Annotated in this window: 18 protein-coding genes; 9 read left to right on the top strand and 9 right to left on the bottom strand. The window is 53.8% G+C overall.

Annotated elements, in window-relative coordinates; translation table 11 throughout:
• The first annotated feature begins 87 nt into the window (after positions 1–87).
• The 6 genes from Q0W94_RS09625 to scpB all read left to right on the top strand — a co-directional run bounded on the left by Q0W94_RS09625 (position 88) and on the right by scpB (position 4,656).
• Positions 88–696, top strand: a complete 609-nt coding sequence (locus Q0W94_RS09625; RefSeq protein WP_297758367.1) for a DUF3038 domain-containing protein — start codon at positions 88–90, stop codon at positions 694–696.
• Positions 696–1,355 carry a DUF4335 domain-containing protein gene (locus Q0W94_RS09620; RefSeq protein WP_297758364.1) on the top strand — a complete coding sequence of 220 codons (660 nt, stop codon included), beginning with the start codon at positions 696–698 and terminating at the stop codon, positions 1,353–1,355. Before Q0W94_RS09625 ends, Q0W94_RS09620 begins: the two co-directional genes overlap by 1 nt.
• Before the next feature lie 44 nt (positions 1,356–1,399).
• On the top strand, positions 1,400–1,933 hold the full coding sequence (locus Q0W94_RS09615) for a gamma carbonic anhydrase family protein (protein ID WP_297758361.1): 534 nt from the start codon (positions 1,400–1,402) through the stop codon (positions 1,931–1,933).
• Positions 1,934–2,116: 183 nt separating this feature from the next.
• Entirely contained in the window at positions 2,117–3,142 is a 1,026-nt protein-coding gene (plsX, locus tag Q0W94_RS09610) for a phosphate acyltransferase PlsX (RefSeq protein ID WP_297758358.1), read from the top strand.
• The gene (locus tag Q0W94_RS09605) at positions 3,142–4,131 is read left to right on the top strand and encodes a beta-ketoacyl-ACP synthase III (RefSeq protein WP_297758355.1); all 990 of its coding nucleotides are present in this window, start codon (positions 3,142–3,144) and stop codon (positions 4,129–4,131) included. Before plsX ends, Q0W94_RS09605 begins: the two co-directional genes overlap by 1 nt.
• Before the next feature lie 3 nt (positions 4,132–4,134).
• The gene (gene scpB, locus Q0W94_RS09600) at positions 4,135–4,656 is read left to right on the top strand and encodes an SMC-Scp complex subunit ScpB (protein ID WP_297758352.1); all 522 of its coding nucleotides are present in this window, start codon (positions 4,135–4,137) and stop codon (positions 4,654–4,656) included.
• Here scpB and Q0W94_RS09595 read toward each other — a convergent pair.
• Together Q0W94_RS09595 and Q0W94_RS09590 are read right to left on the bottom strand one after the other, a co-directional pair.
• On the bottom strand, positions 4,616–5,413 hold the full coding sequence (locus tag Q0W94_RS09595) for an FHA domain-containing protein (RefSeq protein ID WP_297758350.1): 798 nt from the start codon (positions 5,411–5,413) through the stop codon (positions 4,616–4,618). The genes scpB and Q0W94_RS09595 overlap by 41 nt on opposite strands.
• Before the next feature lie 132 nt (positions 5,414–5,545).
• Positions 5,546–5,815, bottom strand: a complete 270-nt coding sequence (locus Q0W94_RS09590) for a hypothetical protein (protein ID WP_297758346.1) — start codon at positions 5,813–5,815, stop codon at positions 5,546–5,548.
• A gap of 172 nt (positions 5,816–5,987) precedes the next feature.
• On the opposite strand from Q0W94_RS09590, the gene Q0W94_RS09585 reads away from it, so the two are divergent.
• The 3 genes from Q0W94_RS09585 (at position 5,988) to cysE (ending at position 8,970) form a co-directional block, all read left to right on the top strand.
• Positions 5,988–6,542, top strand: coding sequence for a late competence development ComFB family protein (locus Q0W94_RS09585; RefSeq protein ID WP_297758343.1), 555 nt, complete (start codon positions 5,988–5,990; stop codon positions 6,540–6,542).
• A complete protein-coding gene (gene cimA, locus Q0W94_RS09580) occupies positions 6,539–8,149 on the top strand; it encodes a citramalate synthase (protein WP_297758340.1) in 1,611 nt (536 codons plus the stop codon). Before Q0W94_RS09585 ends, cimA begins: the two co-directional genes overlap by 4 nt.
• An 80-nt stretch (positions 8,150–8,229) precedes the next feature.
• Positions 8,230–8,970, top strand: a complete 741-nt coding sequence (cysE, locus tag Q0W94_RS09575; protein WP_297758337.1) for a serine O-acetyltransferase — start codon at positions 8,230–8,232, stop codon at positions 8,968–8,970.
• Here the strand turns inward: cysE and Q0W94_RS09570 are convergent.
• The 7 genes from Q0W94_RS09570 to Q0W94_RS09540 form a co-directional block, all read right to left on the bottom strand.
• A complete protein-coding gene (locus Q0W94_RS09570; RefSeq protein WP_297758334.1) occupies positions 8,967–9,485 on the bottom strand; it encodes a DUF721 domain-containing protein in 519 nt (172 codons plus the stop codon). The two genes, cysE and Q0W94_RS09570, sit on opposite strands and share 4 nt — an antisense overlap.
• Positions 9,486–9,501: 16 nt before the next feature.
• Positions 9,502–10,386 (bottom strand): PRC-barrel domain-containing protein, encoded by an 885-nt coding sequence (locus Q0W94_RS09565; protein ID WP_297758331.1) that lies wholly within the window; start codon positions 10,384–10,386, stop codon positions 9,502–9,504.
• Positions 10,387–10,534: 148 nt separating this feature from the next.
• Complete coding sequence (locus Q0W94_RS09560) at positions 10,535–11,005, bottom strand: allophycocyanin (RefSeq protein ID WP_297758328.1); 471 nt, start codon at positions 11,003–11,005, stop codon at positions 10,535–10,537.
• Positions 11,006–11,040: 35 nt separating this feature from the next.
• On the bottom strand, positions 11,041–11,514 hold the full coding sequence (locus Q0W94_RS09555) for an allophycocyanin (protein WP_297758325.1): 474 nt from the start codon (positions 11,512–11,514) through the stop codon (positions 11,041–11,043).
• 58 nt (positions 11,515–11,572) lie between these two features.
• Positions 11,573–12,304 carry a V4R domain-containing protein gene (locus tag Q0W94_RS09550; RefSeq protein ID WP_315863064.1) on the bottom strand — a complete coding sequence of 244 codons (732 nt, stop codon included), beginning with the start codon at positions 12,302–12,304 and terminating at the stop codon, positions 11,573–11,575.
• Positions 12,305–12,415: 111 nt separating this feature from the next.
• Positions 12,416–14,485: an NAD-dependent DNA ligase LigA gene (ligA, locus tag Q0W94_RS09545; RefSeq protein WP_297758322.1), complete on the bottom strand. Its 2,070-nt coding sequence runs from the start codon at positions 14,483–14,485 to the stop codon at positions 12,416–12,418.
• A gap of 5 nt (positions 14,486–14,490) precedes the next feature.
• Positions 14,491–15,414, bottom strand: a complete 924-nt coding sequence (locus tag Q0W94_RS09540; RefSeq protein ID WP_297758319.1) for an NAD(+) kinase — start codon at positions 15,412–15,414, stop codon at positions 14,491–14,493.

Raw genomic sequence — 15,414 nt, 5'->3', positions numbered from 1 at the left:
TAAGATCATTTAGACCTACTTCACCATGCGTCCTGTCATCATTGCTGTATAGTGAGCACTCTAGAGAGTATGGAAACGGCAAACTCAATGCCAGAAACAATCGAATCCCCTGAGGTGGAGCTACTACCCCCGATGTTGGCGGCCCTGCCCGACCCCCAAGGGGTGAGTGTGTGTCCTCGGCGGGCCCGTTGGCAATTAGACTTATTGTTGCTTGCCCTAGAGTGCGTTGATTTGAATGCCCCTGAGTTGATGTTTCAAGTGCTGCGGGATCTGCAACTGCAAGTGATGATCCCCAATCGGGTTGTATTTTGGCAAATTCGCTGTACCAATCCCTTTCGCCAAATTACCCAGCGTACCCCCTTACCCTTGGCGGAAACCAAGGCCCTCACCGCCGTAGTTGTGCAAGTGGCGCGGCGGCAGACGGCAATCCTGCGGCATTTACTGTTGGTGTTGGATCAGTTGCAGGCGCAAAATTTGCCCCCGGAAACCTATGCCCCCTTGGCGGAATATTTAGATCGCTTCCGCCGTCACTTCCGCAAACGCATGAACCTCCAGCGATCGGGTCTGTTTCTCTACAAAAATAACCAAGCCCTCAATGAGTTGGGTCTAAAGCTTTTGGCACAACTTCTGCTCTGCGCAGGCACAAAGGGGATGGAACGCCTTTGGTTGAGTTTATTTGACGGGGAAGTGAGTTAATGCTGCTGCAACGCCAGTATTCATTGCCCAACTGCACACTGCGAATTGAAGGGCTCAGCGGTCAAGCGGGCGCAGAACAGTTGGATATTGTCACTCTCTGTGAGTGGGAAATTGTTGGCCAGAATCAGCGGCTCAAGGGGGGCAAAGAATTCCTTGTGGCCTTGCTCAATAGCGTGCCAGCCGCTGCCCAAACCTGGTTGAGTGGTGTCAAGTTGCGGCGATCGCCCCAGTACCCGATTCAGGTCAACATTCAGGGCTTTAATCAAGTGTCCCTCCACATTCCGCGCAAGTTGCTGCAAACGTCTCCCCAAGAGAATGTAGAGCCATCCCCTGACCCCCTAGAAGTGCAGCTCACTTGGCTGCAACTGGCCGATCTGGTGGAGGCTCTGGATCAACTCTGTAGTGATAGCCAGACACTGCCTACCTTAAGACCAACATTCCATTCCCTCCCTCGGCGGGCGATCGCCCCTGCTGTGCCCTTGCGCAAACAACTCATGCCCTTGGGTATTGGCGCCGCTAGCGTAGCCGTCATGGCTGCGATCTTTTTCCACCTACCCGTGCCTGAACGCCGTCCCTCTCGAGAGGAGGCCCCCCCTCCTACCCCCGAAGCCGTCACGCCCTCACCGGCACCCACAACACCAGCAGTTCCGAATCCTTAGGTTGAGTTTGCAAACAGTCGTTTAGGTTTTTGTTGGGATAAACCATGGTAATCACTGCCCCTAGTGCTTTTTGGCCACCCGTTGTCAGCGATCGCGCTGCCTTCATTGCTCCCAATGCCACCCTTGTTGGCGATGTTCGCTTGGGTGAAGGCTGTAGCATTTGGTACGGCGCTGTTTTACGGGGTGACGTAGCCTACATCGAGATTGGTGCCCACACCAATGTTCAAGATGGTGCCATCCTCCATGGCGATCCGGGGCAGCCTACGATTCTCGGTGCAGAGGTCACTGTTGGGCATCGCGCGGTCATTCATGGGGCAACGGTGGAAGACGGCTGCCTAATTGGCATTGGCGCGGTGGTTCTCAATGGCGTTCGGGTGGGGGCTGGCAGTATTGTCGGTGCTGGGGCAGTGGTCAGCAAAGATGTTCCCCCCCGCTCTTTGGTCCTGGGCATTCCCGCCAAAGTCGTGCGTGAAGTGAGTGACACTGAGGCCGCCGATCTACGTCAGCATGCCCGCAAGTACGAACAACTTGCCCACGTCCACAATGGTACAGGCCACAATTTAGGTTTCTCTGCCTAGATAGGCTTCCCGCTTTGAAAGTGAAAGGTTCAGGAGGACTTCAGCCCCTTTTTTGCAAATTGGGCTAGGGATTGGGGGAGCGAAGACCCTCCGCCCCTGGCCGCCCTTGGGGATGGGCCATCCATAGGAAAAGGGCTGCCATCTGCTAAAATTCTGAAGGATTTTGTCGTAAGAGTTCAGCCAATGACTCGTGCACGGATTGCTGTGGATGCCATGGGAGGTGACTATGCTCCCGATGAGATTGTTGCTGGGGCCCTCAGGGCCAGTGAAGAATTAGATGCCGATATTCTCCTTGTGGGTGATCCGGTGCCCATTCAGCGCTACCTTGATGAACATGCCCCCACAGCCAAGCCCCAAATTATTGAAGCCAGTGATGTTGTTGACATGGGGGAAGAACCCCTGAGCGCCCTCAAACGCAAGCCCAAGGCCTCGATTAACGTGGCGATGGATCTCGTCAAGACGGGCGCTGCCGATGCCGTAGTTTCTGCGGGTCACTCAGGGGCAGCGATGGCGGCGGCACTATTGCGCTTAGGCCGACTCCCTGGGATTGATCGCCCCGCCATTGGTGCAGTCTTACCCACCCTGATCCCCGGCAAATTCGTTCTTGTTCTCGATGTCGGTGCCAACGTGGACTGCCGCCCCAAATACCTTGAGCAATTTGCGGTCATGGGCTCCATTTACAGCCAATACGTCCTGGAGGTTGAAAATCCCAAGGTGGGCTTGCTCAACATTGGCGAAGAGGACTGCAAAGGCAACGATCTAGCCCTAAAGGCGCATCAACTCCTACGGCAAAATCGCCAGATCGCCTTCTTGGGCAATGCCGAAGGCCGCGATGTCCTGTCGGGACAATTTGATGTGGTGGTCTGCGATGGGTTTGTTGGCAACGTCCTGCTCAAATTTGCTGAATCCTTGGGGAGTGTCCTCATACAAATTCTGCGCGAAGAGTTACCTCGGGGCTGGCGGGGTCAACTGGGTACGGCGCTGCTGCGTCCCAATCTCCGCAAAATTAAGCAGCGCATTGATCATGCAGAACATGGGGGTGGCCTCCTTTTGGGGGTGGATGGCATCTGTATCATTAGCCACGGCAGTTCCCAAGCGCCCTCGATTTTTAATGCCATTCGCCTTGCCAAGGAAGCAGTGGATCATCGTGTTTCAGAGCGGATTCAGGCCTGTTGCCAGCATGCCGTTGCCGTTGAGGATCGGGCTTAGTGACTGTGCAGGGCGTTAAATTTAGTGGCGTGGGTGCGGCAACCCCCCGTCAATGTTTGACCAATGCCCACCTCAGTGCCCTTGTAGACACCTCCGATGAGTGGATTCAGTCCCGTACCGGTATTCAGGAACGGCACGTGGCCGCTCCTGATCAGCGCCTTGTGGATCTGGCCAGCGAAGCAGCAGGCGCGGCCCTACAGATGGCGGGACTAGAACCCACAGCGGTAGATTTGATCATCTTGGCCACCTCGACGCCCGATGATCTCTTTGGTACGGCCTGCTTGGTGCAAACTCGCATTGGGGCAGTGAATGCCGTGGCCTTCGACTTGACAGCGGCCTGTTCTGGCTTTCTCTTTGCCTTGGTCACGGCCGCTCAGTATTTGCGCACCGGTGCCTACTGCAGTGCCCTTGTCGTTGGGGGGGATATTCTCTCCCGTTGGGTAGATTGGGGCGATCGCCGTACCTGCATTCTCTTTGGCGATGGCGCCGGCGCGATGGTCTTGCAAGCCAGCGATGTCGATCAGCTCTTGAGCTTTGAACTGCGTAGTGATGGCCGCCTCAATGAGCACCTTACCCTTGCCTTTGCGGGTACTCCCCAGACTTTAGGGGAAAATCTGGCGATCGCCCAAGGCGGATTTGCTCCCATTACTATGAATGGCCGCGAAGTTTATCGCTTTGCCGTCACCCAAGTTCCCGAAGTGATTGAGAAAGCTCTTCACCGCGCTGGCTGTACGGTTGAGGAAATTGACTGGCTGGTGTTGCATCAGGCAAACCAACGCATCCTTGACGCGGTGGCTGAACGTTTAGGCATCCCTCAGGAGAAAGTGATTAGCAATGTGGGTCAGTGTGGTAATACCTCCGCCGCCTCGATTCCCCTTGCCCTTAGCAAGCCGATTCAACAGGGGCATATTCAACCTGGAGATTTAATTGCCACTGCTGGCTTTGGTGCCGGTTTAACTTGGGGAGCTGCCCTGTTTCGCTGGCAATAGCCTATGCAAGGGGACACTGACCTGCGGACATTAGCGATGCGGGTAGAGGCAATTTTATACCTCAAGGCACAGCCCCTTACACTGAAGGAACTGGCAACCCTCGCCGGCACTGACCCTGAGGTCATTGAACTGGCGCTGATTGAGCTACTCAACGACTATGCCCATCGCCAGACGGCCCTTGAGGTTGTTCAAATTGACGATAAATATAGCCTGCAACTCAAGTCCGCCTTTCAAGCATTGGTTCAGTCCCTTGTCCCCCTTGAATTGGGGGTTGGGGCCCAACGTACATTAGCCCTAATTGCCCTTCGTGGACCCATTCCCCAACCAGAGGTGATTGCACTGCGGGGTTCTAGCGCCTACCAACACATTCAAGAACTCCTTACCCTGGGGTTTATTCAGCGGCGGCGGGATAACCGAAGTCGCTCCTATATCCTCCAAGTAACTGAGCGCTTTCACCAGTATTTTCAGGTGGATCAACTGCCAACTATTGCGGCGGAAAGGGCGGACGATTCACATACTCACTGAGCAACTGGGAGGGCAAATCGTCATTTGTCGCCAATTGCAGATTCAAAAGAGTAACTGCGAGCTTGTCTTGCTCTAATGTATTGCGCCCCAAGGCCTTGAGAATGCGCCGCAATTGAGCCGCAATTTCCGCCCCAAACATTGTGAGATTTTCATCGGGCAGTGCCGGCAACCAATCCATTGCCCCATGTTCTACTGCCCATTGTCGCTGTACGGGGGAAATATGGTTGTCGTAACGATCAATGATGAAACTGCGCAGCTGGGGATACGTTGCCTTGATCCAATTCAAGAGGTTACCAATATCCGGTTTTTCCAGTTGCGAATCAAGGAGCAACAGGTCGGGGTTGCGCTGCATCACGGTCACAAAATCACTAATGATGCGGCGGCTGTTGATTTGCCCTGATTCAACGAGAACTTCTAGACCCTGACTGCGCAGGAGTTCTTGCCAAATTTGTACCTGAATGCCGGGGGGTTGAATGATGAGAATGGTGGGTTGAAGGGTAACAGGGGCATCTGGCGGTGTGGTGGAGACAGCTTCATCGGTGCGAAATTCAAGGGTTGTTTTGCCGATAATGAAGCGATCGCCCGTTTTGAGAAGCGTTGGCACCTGAATTGTTTGGCCATTGAGAATAGAGCCATTGCGACTCCCCAAATCAATCAGGTAGTAATCATCATTATCCAGACGCTGAATCATCGCATGGCGACGGGAAGCCCAGCGATCTGCCAAAACAATCGTGCAGTCTTTGCCCCGGCCAATCACCCATGAATTTCCTTCAATAAGAGGGACGATATAGGTGCTTGCCTCTGTGGAGATGACCAATTGTGGATACTGTCGTAGCAAGGTGATCCCTCTTCCAACTCCCTTTAGGAATAAATTAGGTTCCTTAGTGCTTTATTCAAAATGATAGTCAGGACATTGAATAGCGGCTTCCGTGGCCGCCCAATCGGGATGCAGTGAACACTTTAACCGATAGTCTCCTGAAAAGAAGCGGCAGCGGGCACAGGGAATTTGATGCAGGCGGCGAGCGATCGCCAGCCCCTCCTGTGTCAGCTGCCACAGATTCCAAGCCAAAATTGCCAGCAGTAACCAAGCAAAACAAAAACAAATTGGCACGAGAACTGGCCCTACTGCCTGTAAAAAAGAGACTAACCAAACAACCATAGGCCACCACGGCAAGCCCTAAAATGGAAGGGTGCTACTTATCTATATAATTTTAGGTTGTGATCTTGTGATCTGACCTTGATAGTTTTTCAGGATATACCACATATACTAACCACCTATACTAAATTTGAGTGGGGCAACTGTTCCCAGAGAAATTACATTGGAAACACCTATGGGCATTCAAGAGATTGTCGAGCAAGCACTGCGCAACGGCTATTTGACACCAACGCAGGAAGCGGAAGTGGGACGCATTTGCGATAAAGCCACAGAACTTTCCGTGGAAGATTACATGGCGTTAGATCGCCTCATGGGTGCCCTATTGACGGGTCAAGTGGTTGCTGTCCCCCGCAAGCAATTTATCAATGTCATGGAAGAACTGGTGCTCACGGAGGCCATGACCCGCATCGCCGCCATTGAAGCAGAGCAAAAGTGCGCCCTTGATTTGGGGGATATTGCCGCCTATGCCCTCAACCGTCTGCCGCCCCTTTATGCCACCACCGAAGAGGGAGCGCAGTACCAGCGCCAGCGGGCCCAAGAAGAACTGATGGACTTAATTCGCACCCAAGTTCAGGAGGCCATTAACCACAACATGGCGCGGCCCCAATTTCATCCGGAGCGATCGGCCCTTGGCAAAACCTCCGGTAAAGAGGTCTTTAGCCAAGTCAGTTCGCTGCTACAGGCCTACGCCAATGACTATGAGCATCCCAAGGGAGAGGCGGCACAGTGAAAATTTGGCTGTACGATACCACCCTGCGCGATGGCGCCCAGCGGGAAGGTCTCTCCCTCTCTCTGGAAGATAAACTGCGGATTGCCCGCCAACTGGATCGCCTTGGGATTCCCTTTATTGAGGGGGGATGGCCGGGAGCCAATCCCAAGGACGTACAGTTTTTTTGGCAGTTGCAGGAAACCCCCCTACAACAGGCAGAAATTGTTGCTTTTTGTGCCACTCGTCGCCCCGGCCGCAAGGCGGCAGAAGAGCCAATGTTTGAGCCAATCCTAGCCGCCGGTACCCGCTGGGTGACCCTCTTTGGCAAGTCTTGGGATCTCCATGTCACCGACGGCCTCAAGACCACATTGGCGGAAAACTGCGCCATGATTGCCGATTCAATCCAGTTCCTCAGATCCCAGGGACGACGGGTGATTTATGATGCCGAGCATTGGTTTGATGGCTATCTTGCCAATCCTGACTATGCTCTCCAAACCCTAGAAACTGCTTTGGCCGCCGGGGCAGAGTGGCTTGTTTTGTGCGATACCAATGGTGGTTGCCTCCCCCATCAAATTCAGGCGGTGGTGGCAGAGGTGAGGGCGCACTTGGGTGGTGTTGATTGTCTGGGGATTCATACCCACAATGATGCGGGGACGGCAGTGGCCAATGCTCTGGCGGCAGTACAAAGCGGTGTGCGGATGGTGCAGGGAACCCTCAACGGCTATGGCGAACGCTGTGGCAATGCCAATCTGTGTACCTTGATTCCCAATTTGCAACTGAAACTCGGCTATGACTGTGTCACCCCAGAGCAGTTGGCAACGCTGACGGAAGTAAGCCGCCATGTGAGTGAAATTGTCAACCTTGCCCCCGATGATCATGCGCCCTATGTGGGGCTGTCGGCCTTTGCCCACAAGGGGGGAGTCCATGTCAGTGCTGTGCAGCGCAACCCCCGCACCTACGAGCATATTGAGCCGCATTTGGTGGGCAATCAACGGCGCATTATTATTTCTGAGCAGGCAGGCATCAGCAATATTTTGGCGAAAACCAGTGAACTCGGCTTTGAGTTGGATCGGCAGCATCCCCTGAGTCGGACGATTTTGGAGCGCATTAAGCACCTAGAAAGCGAAGGCTATCAATTTGAAGCGGCGGAGGCTAGCTTTGAACTTCTGATTCAGGAGGTACTAGGGCAACGCCAGCGACCCTTTACCCTTAAGGGCTTTGATGTCTTTTGCCGCACTGATGCACGCCAACTGGAGGCCACGATTCGCAGCCAGTCGTTGGCCACGGTTAAAGTTGAAGTCAATGGTGAGGAGATGCTCACGGCGGCGGAGGGCAATGGTCCTGTCTCGGCATTGGATCAGGCCCTGCGCAAAGCCTTGATGTCCTTTTATCCAGAGATTGCTGAGTTTCACCTAACGGACTACAAGGTGCGGATTTTAGATGGTCATGCGGGCACGGCGGCCAAAACTCGGGTATTGGTGGAATCCAGTAATGGGCGCGATCGCTGGGCTACGGTGGGGGTCTCTGCCAACATCATTGAAGCCTCTTACCAAGCGGTTGCCGAAGCCCTCGAATATGGCCTACAGCGCACTCGGCGATCGCAACCTTGCCCTTTAGTGCCCTCCTAAAGCCTTCTAGAGCTTAGCTTGGCAAAATCCGCTAAAATCAAAACTGGTGTTTAGGTTGCATCACTGCCAAGGAGCCCCGTGTGCTCAGCACCCTCAAAGCAGATTTTCAAATTATCTTTGAGCGGGATCCTGCGGCCCGCAATTGGTTAGAGGTCGTTTTTTGCTATCCCGGACTTCAGGCCATTGTTCTCCATCGGTTGAGCCACTGGCTTTGGCGGCGGGGTATTCCCTTTATCCCGCGGTTTATTTCCCACATTGCCCGCTCCCTCACGGGGATTGAAATTCACCCGGGCGCCACGATTGGCAAGGGCGTTTTCATTGATCATGGCATGGGGGTGGTCATTGGTGAGACAGCGGTTGTAGGTGACTATTGCTTGATTTATCAGGGGGTCACCCTGGGGGGAACGGGTAAAGAAACAGGCAAGCGGCACCCCACCCTCGGTGAAAATGTGGTTGTTGGTGCTGGGGCAAAAGTGTTGGGCAACCTCACAATTGGGGACAATGTGCGCATTGGCGCAGGGTCTGTGGTACTGCGGGATGTGCCCTCGGATTGTACGGTGGTGGGCATTCCTGGGCGGATTGTCTATCGTGCCGGTGCCAAAGTTGCTCCTTTGGAACATGGCCAGCTTCCCGATTCCGAAGCCGAAGCGATTCGCTATCTGTTGGATCGCATTGAACTTCTGGAGCAACAGGTGCAGGCCCTGCAACAGCAGAAAAAGGTGCCTGTCCTTGCTCAAGGACATTTGCAAGCATCCCAAGGGCAAGCCTGTCGCCTCAGCGATCGCCCCATTGAAGAGTTTCTCAACGGCGCTGGTATTTAGGCTAACCGTACATAACACGGCCCACAGACTCCCCAGCGCTGTAGTTCGTTGAGTGGTGTAGGGCAGTGACAGCGGGGGCACAAAGGATAGTTTTGCGATCGCTGGCGCAGTTGGGCTTGCCACCGTTGAAAGGCCTCTTGGGGAGTGGCCGCCGGTGCCACCTTGGGAAGATTCCCTACTTGCGGCAAGGCCTCAGGGCGGGCGATCGCCGGGCGTGGGGGGTGCCAGTCTCGATGAGAGAAGCGAATATCGCTGAGGCTAATGCCTAGGGTCTGCTGAATTTTAGCCCTCAGGGGCGATCGCGAGAACGTCAAATGATGGGCCCAAGTACTACTGGCAACTGCCACGAACAAAACCCCTTCAGCGGTGAGTTCCAGCGGTACAGTGTGCTCAGCCACAATCGCCCCCACAAGCTCTGGCCAATGCTCCAAGATACGCAAGAAATGGTGTGGCTGCTGCCATTCAGGAGCCTGCTGCCATTGCTGAAGTACTGTGGCTAGTAGGGTATAGGCCATTGCGGACTATTCCCGACTATTCGTGATCGTATTCCTCTTGCTTTTGCCGCTGCTCAAGGCGAATCGGTTGCTGTTCTTCCCAAGGATCGACAGTGGGTTCCGATTCCGGCAGTTCTACCGGCATGGCCTTAGCAGGCGGCTTGACTTGCCGAGGGCGCTCTTCGTACTCATACTCCTCCTCGTACTCCACATACTCGGGTTCGCGACGGCGCCGCCGGCGAGCGGTTTCCCAATCGACTTCGTCGTAATCGCTGCGGCTGCGTTGGGGGGGATAGACGGGCGATCGCGCCCCTGAAGGCAATTGATTACTGCTCGGCGTCACAGGTTGATAGTACTCGTCCTCGTCGCTTTCCCAAGGGGGTGCCCCCAAGCCAACCCGTTCTAAGAGTCCCACGGTCAATTGCCGCAGGCGGGTTTCTGCCCCTTCAAAGACAATAATGCGATCAGGCCCAGTGCTGACAATTTCCTCAATGGGCAACTCGTAGGTGCTGATCAGTTGGGCCGGAATCCAAGGGAAGCCAATGGAAGCCAAAATCAAATCCGTAATGTCACCCGTTTCTGGATCAAACTTAAAGCCCCGTACCTTACCCAGCACTTCGCCGGTTTCCGTCACAATCTCACTATCAATCAGTGTGCTGTAGTTGTAGGTATTAAGAGCCTCCGTGACATCATCATCGTGCTCAACGAGAATGACATCACCGATTTGGCGAATACTGTCGAGAAGGATGTAGCGTTGCTCCCCGGTAAAGAGGGTATTGCGTACCCCCAAGGCCACCACTTGCCGCTGGTCAATATCGACCCAAACTTGATTAATGACGCCTAACTTCCGACCAGTATCACGGGTAATTACCTGTGTACCGATCAAATCTGCCCGTTGCAGCAACTGCGCCGATATGGTCATGCCTTTGTGTATCCCAATGAATCTTAGTAATACTATAGCGGTGAATACCAATGGTACGCCAAAGGCGATTGCAGGAGTAATAAGTTCCCCAGTACAATCGGTGCTTCTAGGCTAGCGCATTTTTGCCCCACGGCTCAGTTGAGCTAGCCTATTCCCCAAGAATAGACTGGGTCAGGCTCATCACCGGTTGCATTAAAGGTGCTTCCTCACTAGAGAGAGCTTGATTGACCACCTCAGGCAGGACTTGGTACGTTAGCTGCGCTGCCTTCTCATCCCTGAAGGCTTTAATAATCGTGCGGTACCACAGCAAAAAACCCTCCCGCAGGGCATTCAAATCCGCAAATAACATCGCGGCTGCCCCTAGGCGAAGTACATGCCGGCGATCGCGCCGACACACGGCTGAATAGTCTTGATTGCCCTTACGGAAAATGTAGGGATTTCTAGCTCGCAGTTGCCGCTCCACTTCATCAAGGATTTTCTCCTCAGCATCCCGGATTTTTTCATAGGCACTAATGCGCTGCTCTGCTGTCGCTAGATAATTTTTCAGAAACTCCAGCTCCTGGGCACTGGCATAGCGACCATCCGTCTCAAGGCTAAGCCTTTCCAGTTGACGCAGCATGTTTGGGCACCCAGTTCTAAATTTAATATTGCTAATTATTCTGCCAAAATCGAACTGCTGAGAGCAAGGACAGGCTCCATGACCTGTTGTTCTTGCGGCGTGAGTAGTTGTTTCATCAAATTTGGCAAGTACTTGCCGTAGGTGGAGGAGGCGCTCTGTTCGTAGTTAAAGGATTTGACAATGGTGCGGTACCAGAGCAGGAAGTTATCCCGTAGCAAATCCAACTCGGAAAAGAGCATTGCCACAGCGCACAGGCGAATTGTATCCACCAAGTCACGACGGCAGATTTCTGAGCGATCGCCATTGACGAAATGGAAACAGCGGGGATTTTCTGCCTTTTGCATAGATTGAATTTTATCCGCCATCATCTCCGCCTCAGCACGGATTTTTTCGTAGGCACTGATGCGAGTCTCCACCGAGGCCAGATAATCCCGCAGAAAGTTTAACTCCTCAGGACGGGCATAGCGACCATCGGCAGCAATGGTTAGGTGATTCAATTGACGGAACATAGGGCAACCCTCGCTAGAAAATATCGCTAGAAAATAAATGAACACACTCTCCTATCGCTTATCGTTTCACCAGCTCCCCTTGGCGCAGGCGTTTTTCAATATCCCGTGCCGTAGCTCCTTCGTTTTGCCAGAAGGCAGCAGCATCAATGCGATCCTGTTTACCGACAAGGAACTTACAGTAGGTTTCCCCCATGGCGTAGCACTGCAACTCAATGCAACCCAGGGGCTTTTGAATCAATCCCGAAAAGAAGCCGGCAAATAGACCAGCATAGATATAGCAGACCGGTTTGCCCACATCCCCCAGGGTGCGTGCTACCACGGAGTCAAAGATATTGATGAACATAAAACCATTCTTTTGCTCCGTGAGATCCACTTCCCAGTTCCCCCAGCCTAGGGTTGTAAAGGGCCACCACCAAGCCTCTAGAATAAATGTTAAACTAGACTTCCGTAGTTCCCGCTGGTACTCCTGCTCAAAGTGTTGCTTAAAAACAGCTGCATCGCGCTTACCCCATTCTTCGCCAATTCTGTACATGACGAGGGTAGAGGCAGGTCCAACTTCCTCTTCGAGACCTTCCACTAGACCAATAACGAAGTCTTCTGTCACTAAGGTAATCCGCTGATCATACCAGTCGGTAATGCTGCCCCGTTGGCTATCAAATTGGAGATAGTCCCGCAGACTATAGTGATTGGTGCGGCTTGGATGGATTTGGTGTAACTGATGCTGATAGCCCTGACCAGTCATCATAGCATTGGCACTTCCAGCAGCTCGAGACGGCGTGACAGAAACCATAGATCAGCGAATTGCCCCCTATTGTCCTTCAACGTTAGGTACTAAGCAGCCACATTTTTAGGCTAAAAGATTTTTCAGAATCGTGACTCCGTACTCCCACTGATTTTTTGTCTAACGACACATTTCTATAAGTTCTGTTTCATTGATGCAGGGGATGCCCAATTCTTGAGCACGTCGCAATTTACTCCCTGCTTTTTCGCCCACCACCAGATAATCCGTTTGCCGACTCACACTCTCACTCACTTGGCCGCCGTGCTTTTGGATCAGGGCTTTTGCTTGCTCACGGGTGAGGGTGGCTAGGGTGCCGGTAATCACAAAGCGTTTGCCATCGAGGGATGTCTTTGTAGTCGGGGTAGTTGGCGCAGGCAGCAGCGCTTCAGACAGTTGCAGTCCCAACGCCTTCAGATCAGCAATTAGAGCCTGGTGATCAGGGTCTTGGAACCACTCCTGAATCGCTTGGGCAATTTCCTCACCAATGCCATAGACCCCAGACAGATCAGCGACAGTGGCCGTCGCTAGTTCCTCAACAGACTTGAATTGATCGGCCAGCATTTGGGCATTGACACTCCCCACATGGCGAATGCCTAAGCCGTAGAGCACCCGTGGCCACGGTTGTTGTTTCGAGTCGGCGATCGCCTGCAACAATTTATCAGCGGACTTTTGACCCATGCGCTCGAGGCTCAACAGTTGTGCTGCCGTCAGACGATAGAGATCCGCAGGGGTGCGCACCAATTCCTTCGTCACCAATTGCTGTACCAGCTTTTCCCCTAAGCCTGGAATATCCAGGGCATCCCGACTTGCCCAGTGCAGGATCTGGCCCCGCACGATCGCTGGACACCGAGGATTGACACAGCGACTCACCGCCTCATTGGCAGGACGCACAACTGGCTGGTGGCATTCCGGACAAGCAGTGGGCATTGTAAAGGGTTGAGCCGTTGGCGGTCGCAATTCAGGAAACACCCGCACAATCTCTGGAATGATTTCCCCTGCTTTGTGGATCACGACCTTATCGCCAATGTGCAAATCCAATTTAGTAATGTAGTCTGCATTGTGCAACGTTGCCCGTGATACAGTGGTGCCTGCTAATTGCACCGGCACCAGTTCAGCCACAGGAGTAAGGGCCCCTGTGCGTCCCACCTGAACCGTAATTCCCAGCACATCCGTAATGGCCTGCTCCGGTTCGTACTTCCAAGCAATAGAACCTCGGGGAAACTTTTGCGTAAACCCAAGGGTCTGTTGCAGCTTTAAGTCATTGAGCTTGACCACAATGCCATCGGTCAGATAGGGCAGTTGATGGCGTGCGGTTTGCCAGTAATCATAGTAGGCTTTCACGGCCTCTAGGTCAGGGCAGTCGGCATTGTGGGGATTGACCCGAAAGCCAAGGTGTTGCAGCGCATGGAGCACTTGCCGCTGCGATTGGGGTTCCCCTGCTTGGTTCTCCCCTAAGGGAACGCTACCCCCTTCAGGCAAATGCAGAGCATAGGCAAAGAAGTCTAATTGGCGTTGGGCAACAATGCGGGGATCCAGCTGACGCAGGGTACCGGCTGCGGCATTGCGGGGATTGGCAAAGGGGGGCTCCCCCTGGGCTTGGCGTTCTTGGTTGAGTTGATGGAATCGCTCCAAAGGCAAAAAGGCTTCCCCACGAACTTCAACGACAGGGGGTGGATTTTCAAGGGCTAATCGCAGGGGAATGGTGCGAATTGTGCGCACATTGCTGGTAATATCCTCACCGCGTTGGCCATCGCCCCGCGTTGCTCCCCGCACAAGTAAACCGTTTTCATAGCTTAAGGCAAGAGCCACACCATCCATTTTGAGTTCGCAGACATATTCGGCTGGGGGGAGTGGTTCCTCTTGCCGTAGAGTGCGCCAATAGCGCTGCCAGCGTTCCTGCCACGCCACCATATCGGCAAAGGTAAAGGCATTTTCAAGGCTATAGAGGGGAATGCGATGGCTGACACTCTCGAATTGACTGACAGGCGCTTCACCGATCCGTTGGGTAGGACTGTCGGGAGTGATGTACTCGGGATGAGCGGCCTCTAGTTCCTGAAGCTCCCGATAGAGTTGGTCATAGACCTCATCTTCCATGATTGGCTGATCGAGGGCGTAGTAGGCGTAGCTCGCACGCTGAAGCAGGCGCCGCAGTTGTTGAATCCGTTCAGCTGGGGGTTCCTTCAAGACCATTTGCCCTATGAATCTGTACTATTCCTGGCGCGTGGCTTGGCCACATGGGGCAGTCCCCAGCCCAGTTTTTGTTGCAGCACATGGAAGAATTCTGGTGCCCGCAGGCGAATAAAGCGGGCACGGTAGGGGGCACGTTGCACAAAAACCTGATCCTCTGGCTGAATGTAGCAACCTGCATTGCCATCCACCACAAGAATCAGATGCTTGAAGGGGTTCGCTGGATAGATCCACACCGGTTCCCTGTTGGAAAAGACAAGGGCACGGGAGGCTAAAGAGTGCGGACAAATGGGCACTAATTGCAAAGCTGCCACGCCGGGGGTAATCACGGGACCCCCTGCCGAGAGGGCATAGGCCGTAGAACCGGTGGGGGTAGAGAGGATCAGACCATCGGCAGCAATATCAACACGGGCATGGGCACCCACATCCACTTCAAAGTGGCACATTCCCGTCAGGGGTTCTTTGTGGATCACCATTTCATTGAGGGAGAGAGCTTCCCAAATGACGGTTTGATCCCGCAGGACTTGAACCGTGAGCATCGTGCGATCTTCAATCGTGTAATCTCCCCGCAGCACTTGATCAAGGGCAGGTTCTAGATCCGCCACGTAGCCCTCGGTGAGAAAGCCCAAGTGTCCAGTGTTGATGGTGAGCAGGGGAATCTCGCAGGGAGCCAACTGCCGAAAGGCAGAAAGCACAGTGCCGTCGCCGCCAAGAACAACCGCAAAGGCCATGGAAGCATCAAAGCCAGGGGGCACCAGTTGATCAATAGGGGTATGGCAGACGGGACTATCGGGACGGGAATAGCCAAGAATGCCACCAATTCCCGTGGCCATGTGTACTTCCCAGCCCTGAAGTTCTAAAATTCGGCGGACATGGGCAGCTAACTCGACTGCAAGGGGTTTGCCTTCGTTGTAGATGATCCCCGCCTTCAC

Source organism: Thermosynechococcus sp. (assembly GCF_025999095.1).
In the GTDB taxonomy this organism is placed as follows: Bacteria; Cyanobacteriota; Cyanobacteriia; order Thermosynechococcales; family Thermosynechococcaceae; genus Thermosynechococcus.
Note: the sequence above shows the minus strand (reverse complement) of the source record. Positions and strands in the feature narration are given on the sequence as shown.

What these genes read in the sequence shown, in the direction of transcription:
- Q0W94_RS09560 (WP_297758328.1), bottom strand. Translation starts at nt 11,005, where the DNA reads ATGCTGCGTCAACTGGAAAGGCTTAGCCTTGAGACGGATGGTCGCTAT.
- Q0W94_RS09590 (WP_297758346.1), bottom strand. Translation starts at nt 5,815, where the DNA reads ATGGTTGTTTGGTTAGTCTCTTTTTTACAGGCAGTAGGGCCAGTTCTC.
- Q0W94_RS09615 (WP_297758361.1), top strand. Translation starts at nt 1,400, where the DNA reads ATGGTAATCACTGCCCCTAGTGCTTTTTGGCCACCCGTTGTCAGCGAT.
- Q0W94_RS09555 (WP_297758325.1), bottom strand. Translation starts at nt 11,514, where the DNA reads ATGTTCCGTCAATTGAATCACCTAACCATTGCTGCCGATGGTCGCTAT.
- Q0W94_RS09620 (WP_297758364.1), top strand. Translation starts at nt 696, where the DNA reads ATGCTGCTGCAACGCCAGTATTCATTGCCCAACTGCACACTGCGAATT.
- ligA (WP_297758322.1), bottom strand. Translation starts at nt 14,485, where the DNA reads ATGGTCTTGAAGGAACCCCCAGCTGAACGGATTCAACAACTGCGGCGC.
- plsX (WP_297758358.1), top strand. Translation starts at nt 2,117, where the DNA reads ATGACTCGTGCACGGATTGCTGTGGATGCCATGGGAGGTGACTATGCT.
- Q0W94_RS09625 (WP_297758367.1), top strand. Translation starts at nt 88, where the DNA reads ATGCCAGAAACAATCGAATCCCCTGAGGTGGAGCTACTACCCCCGATG.
- Q0W94_RS09565 (WP_297758331.1), bottom strand. Translation starts at nt 10,386, where the DNA reads ATGACCATATCGGCGCAGTTGCTGCAACGGGCAGATTTGATCGGTACA.
- Q0W94_RS09585 (WP_297758343.1), top strand. Translation starts at nt 5,988, where the DNA reads ATGGGCATTCAAGAGATTGTCGAGCAAGCACTGCGCAACGGCTATTTG.
- Q0W94_RS09570 (WP_297758334.1), bottom strand. Translation starts at nt 9,485, where the DNA reads ATGGCCTATACCCTACTAGCCACAGTACTTCAGCAATGGCAGCAGGCT.
- scpB (WP_297758352.1), top strand. Translation starts at nt 4,135, where the DNA reads ATGCAAGGGGACACTGACCTGCGGACATTAGCGATGCGGGTAGAGGCA.
- Q0W94_RS09550 (WP_315863064.1), bottom strand. Translation starts at nt 12,304, where the DNA reads ATGGTTTCTGTCACGCCGTCTCGAGCTGCTGGAAGTGCCAATGCTATG.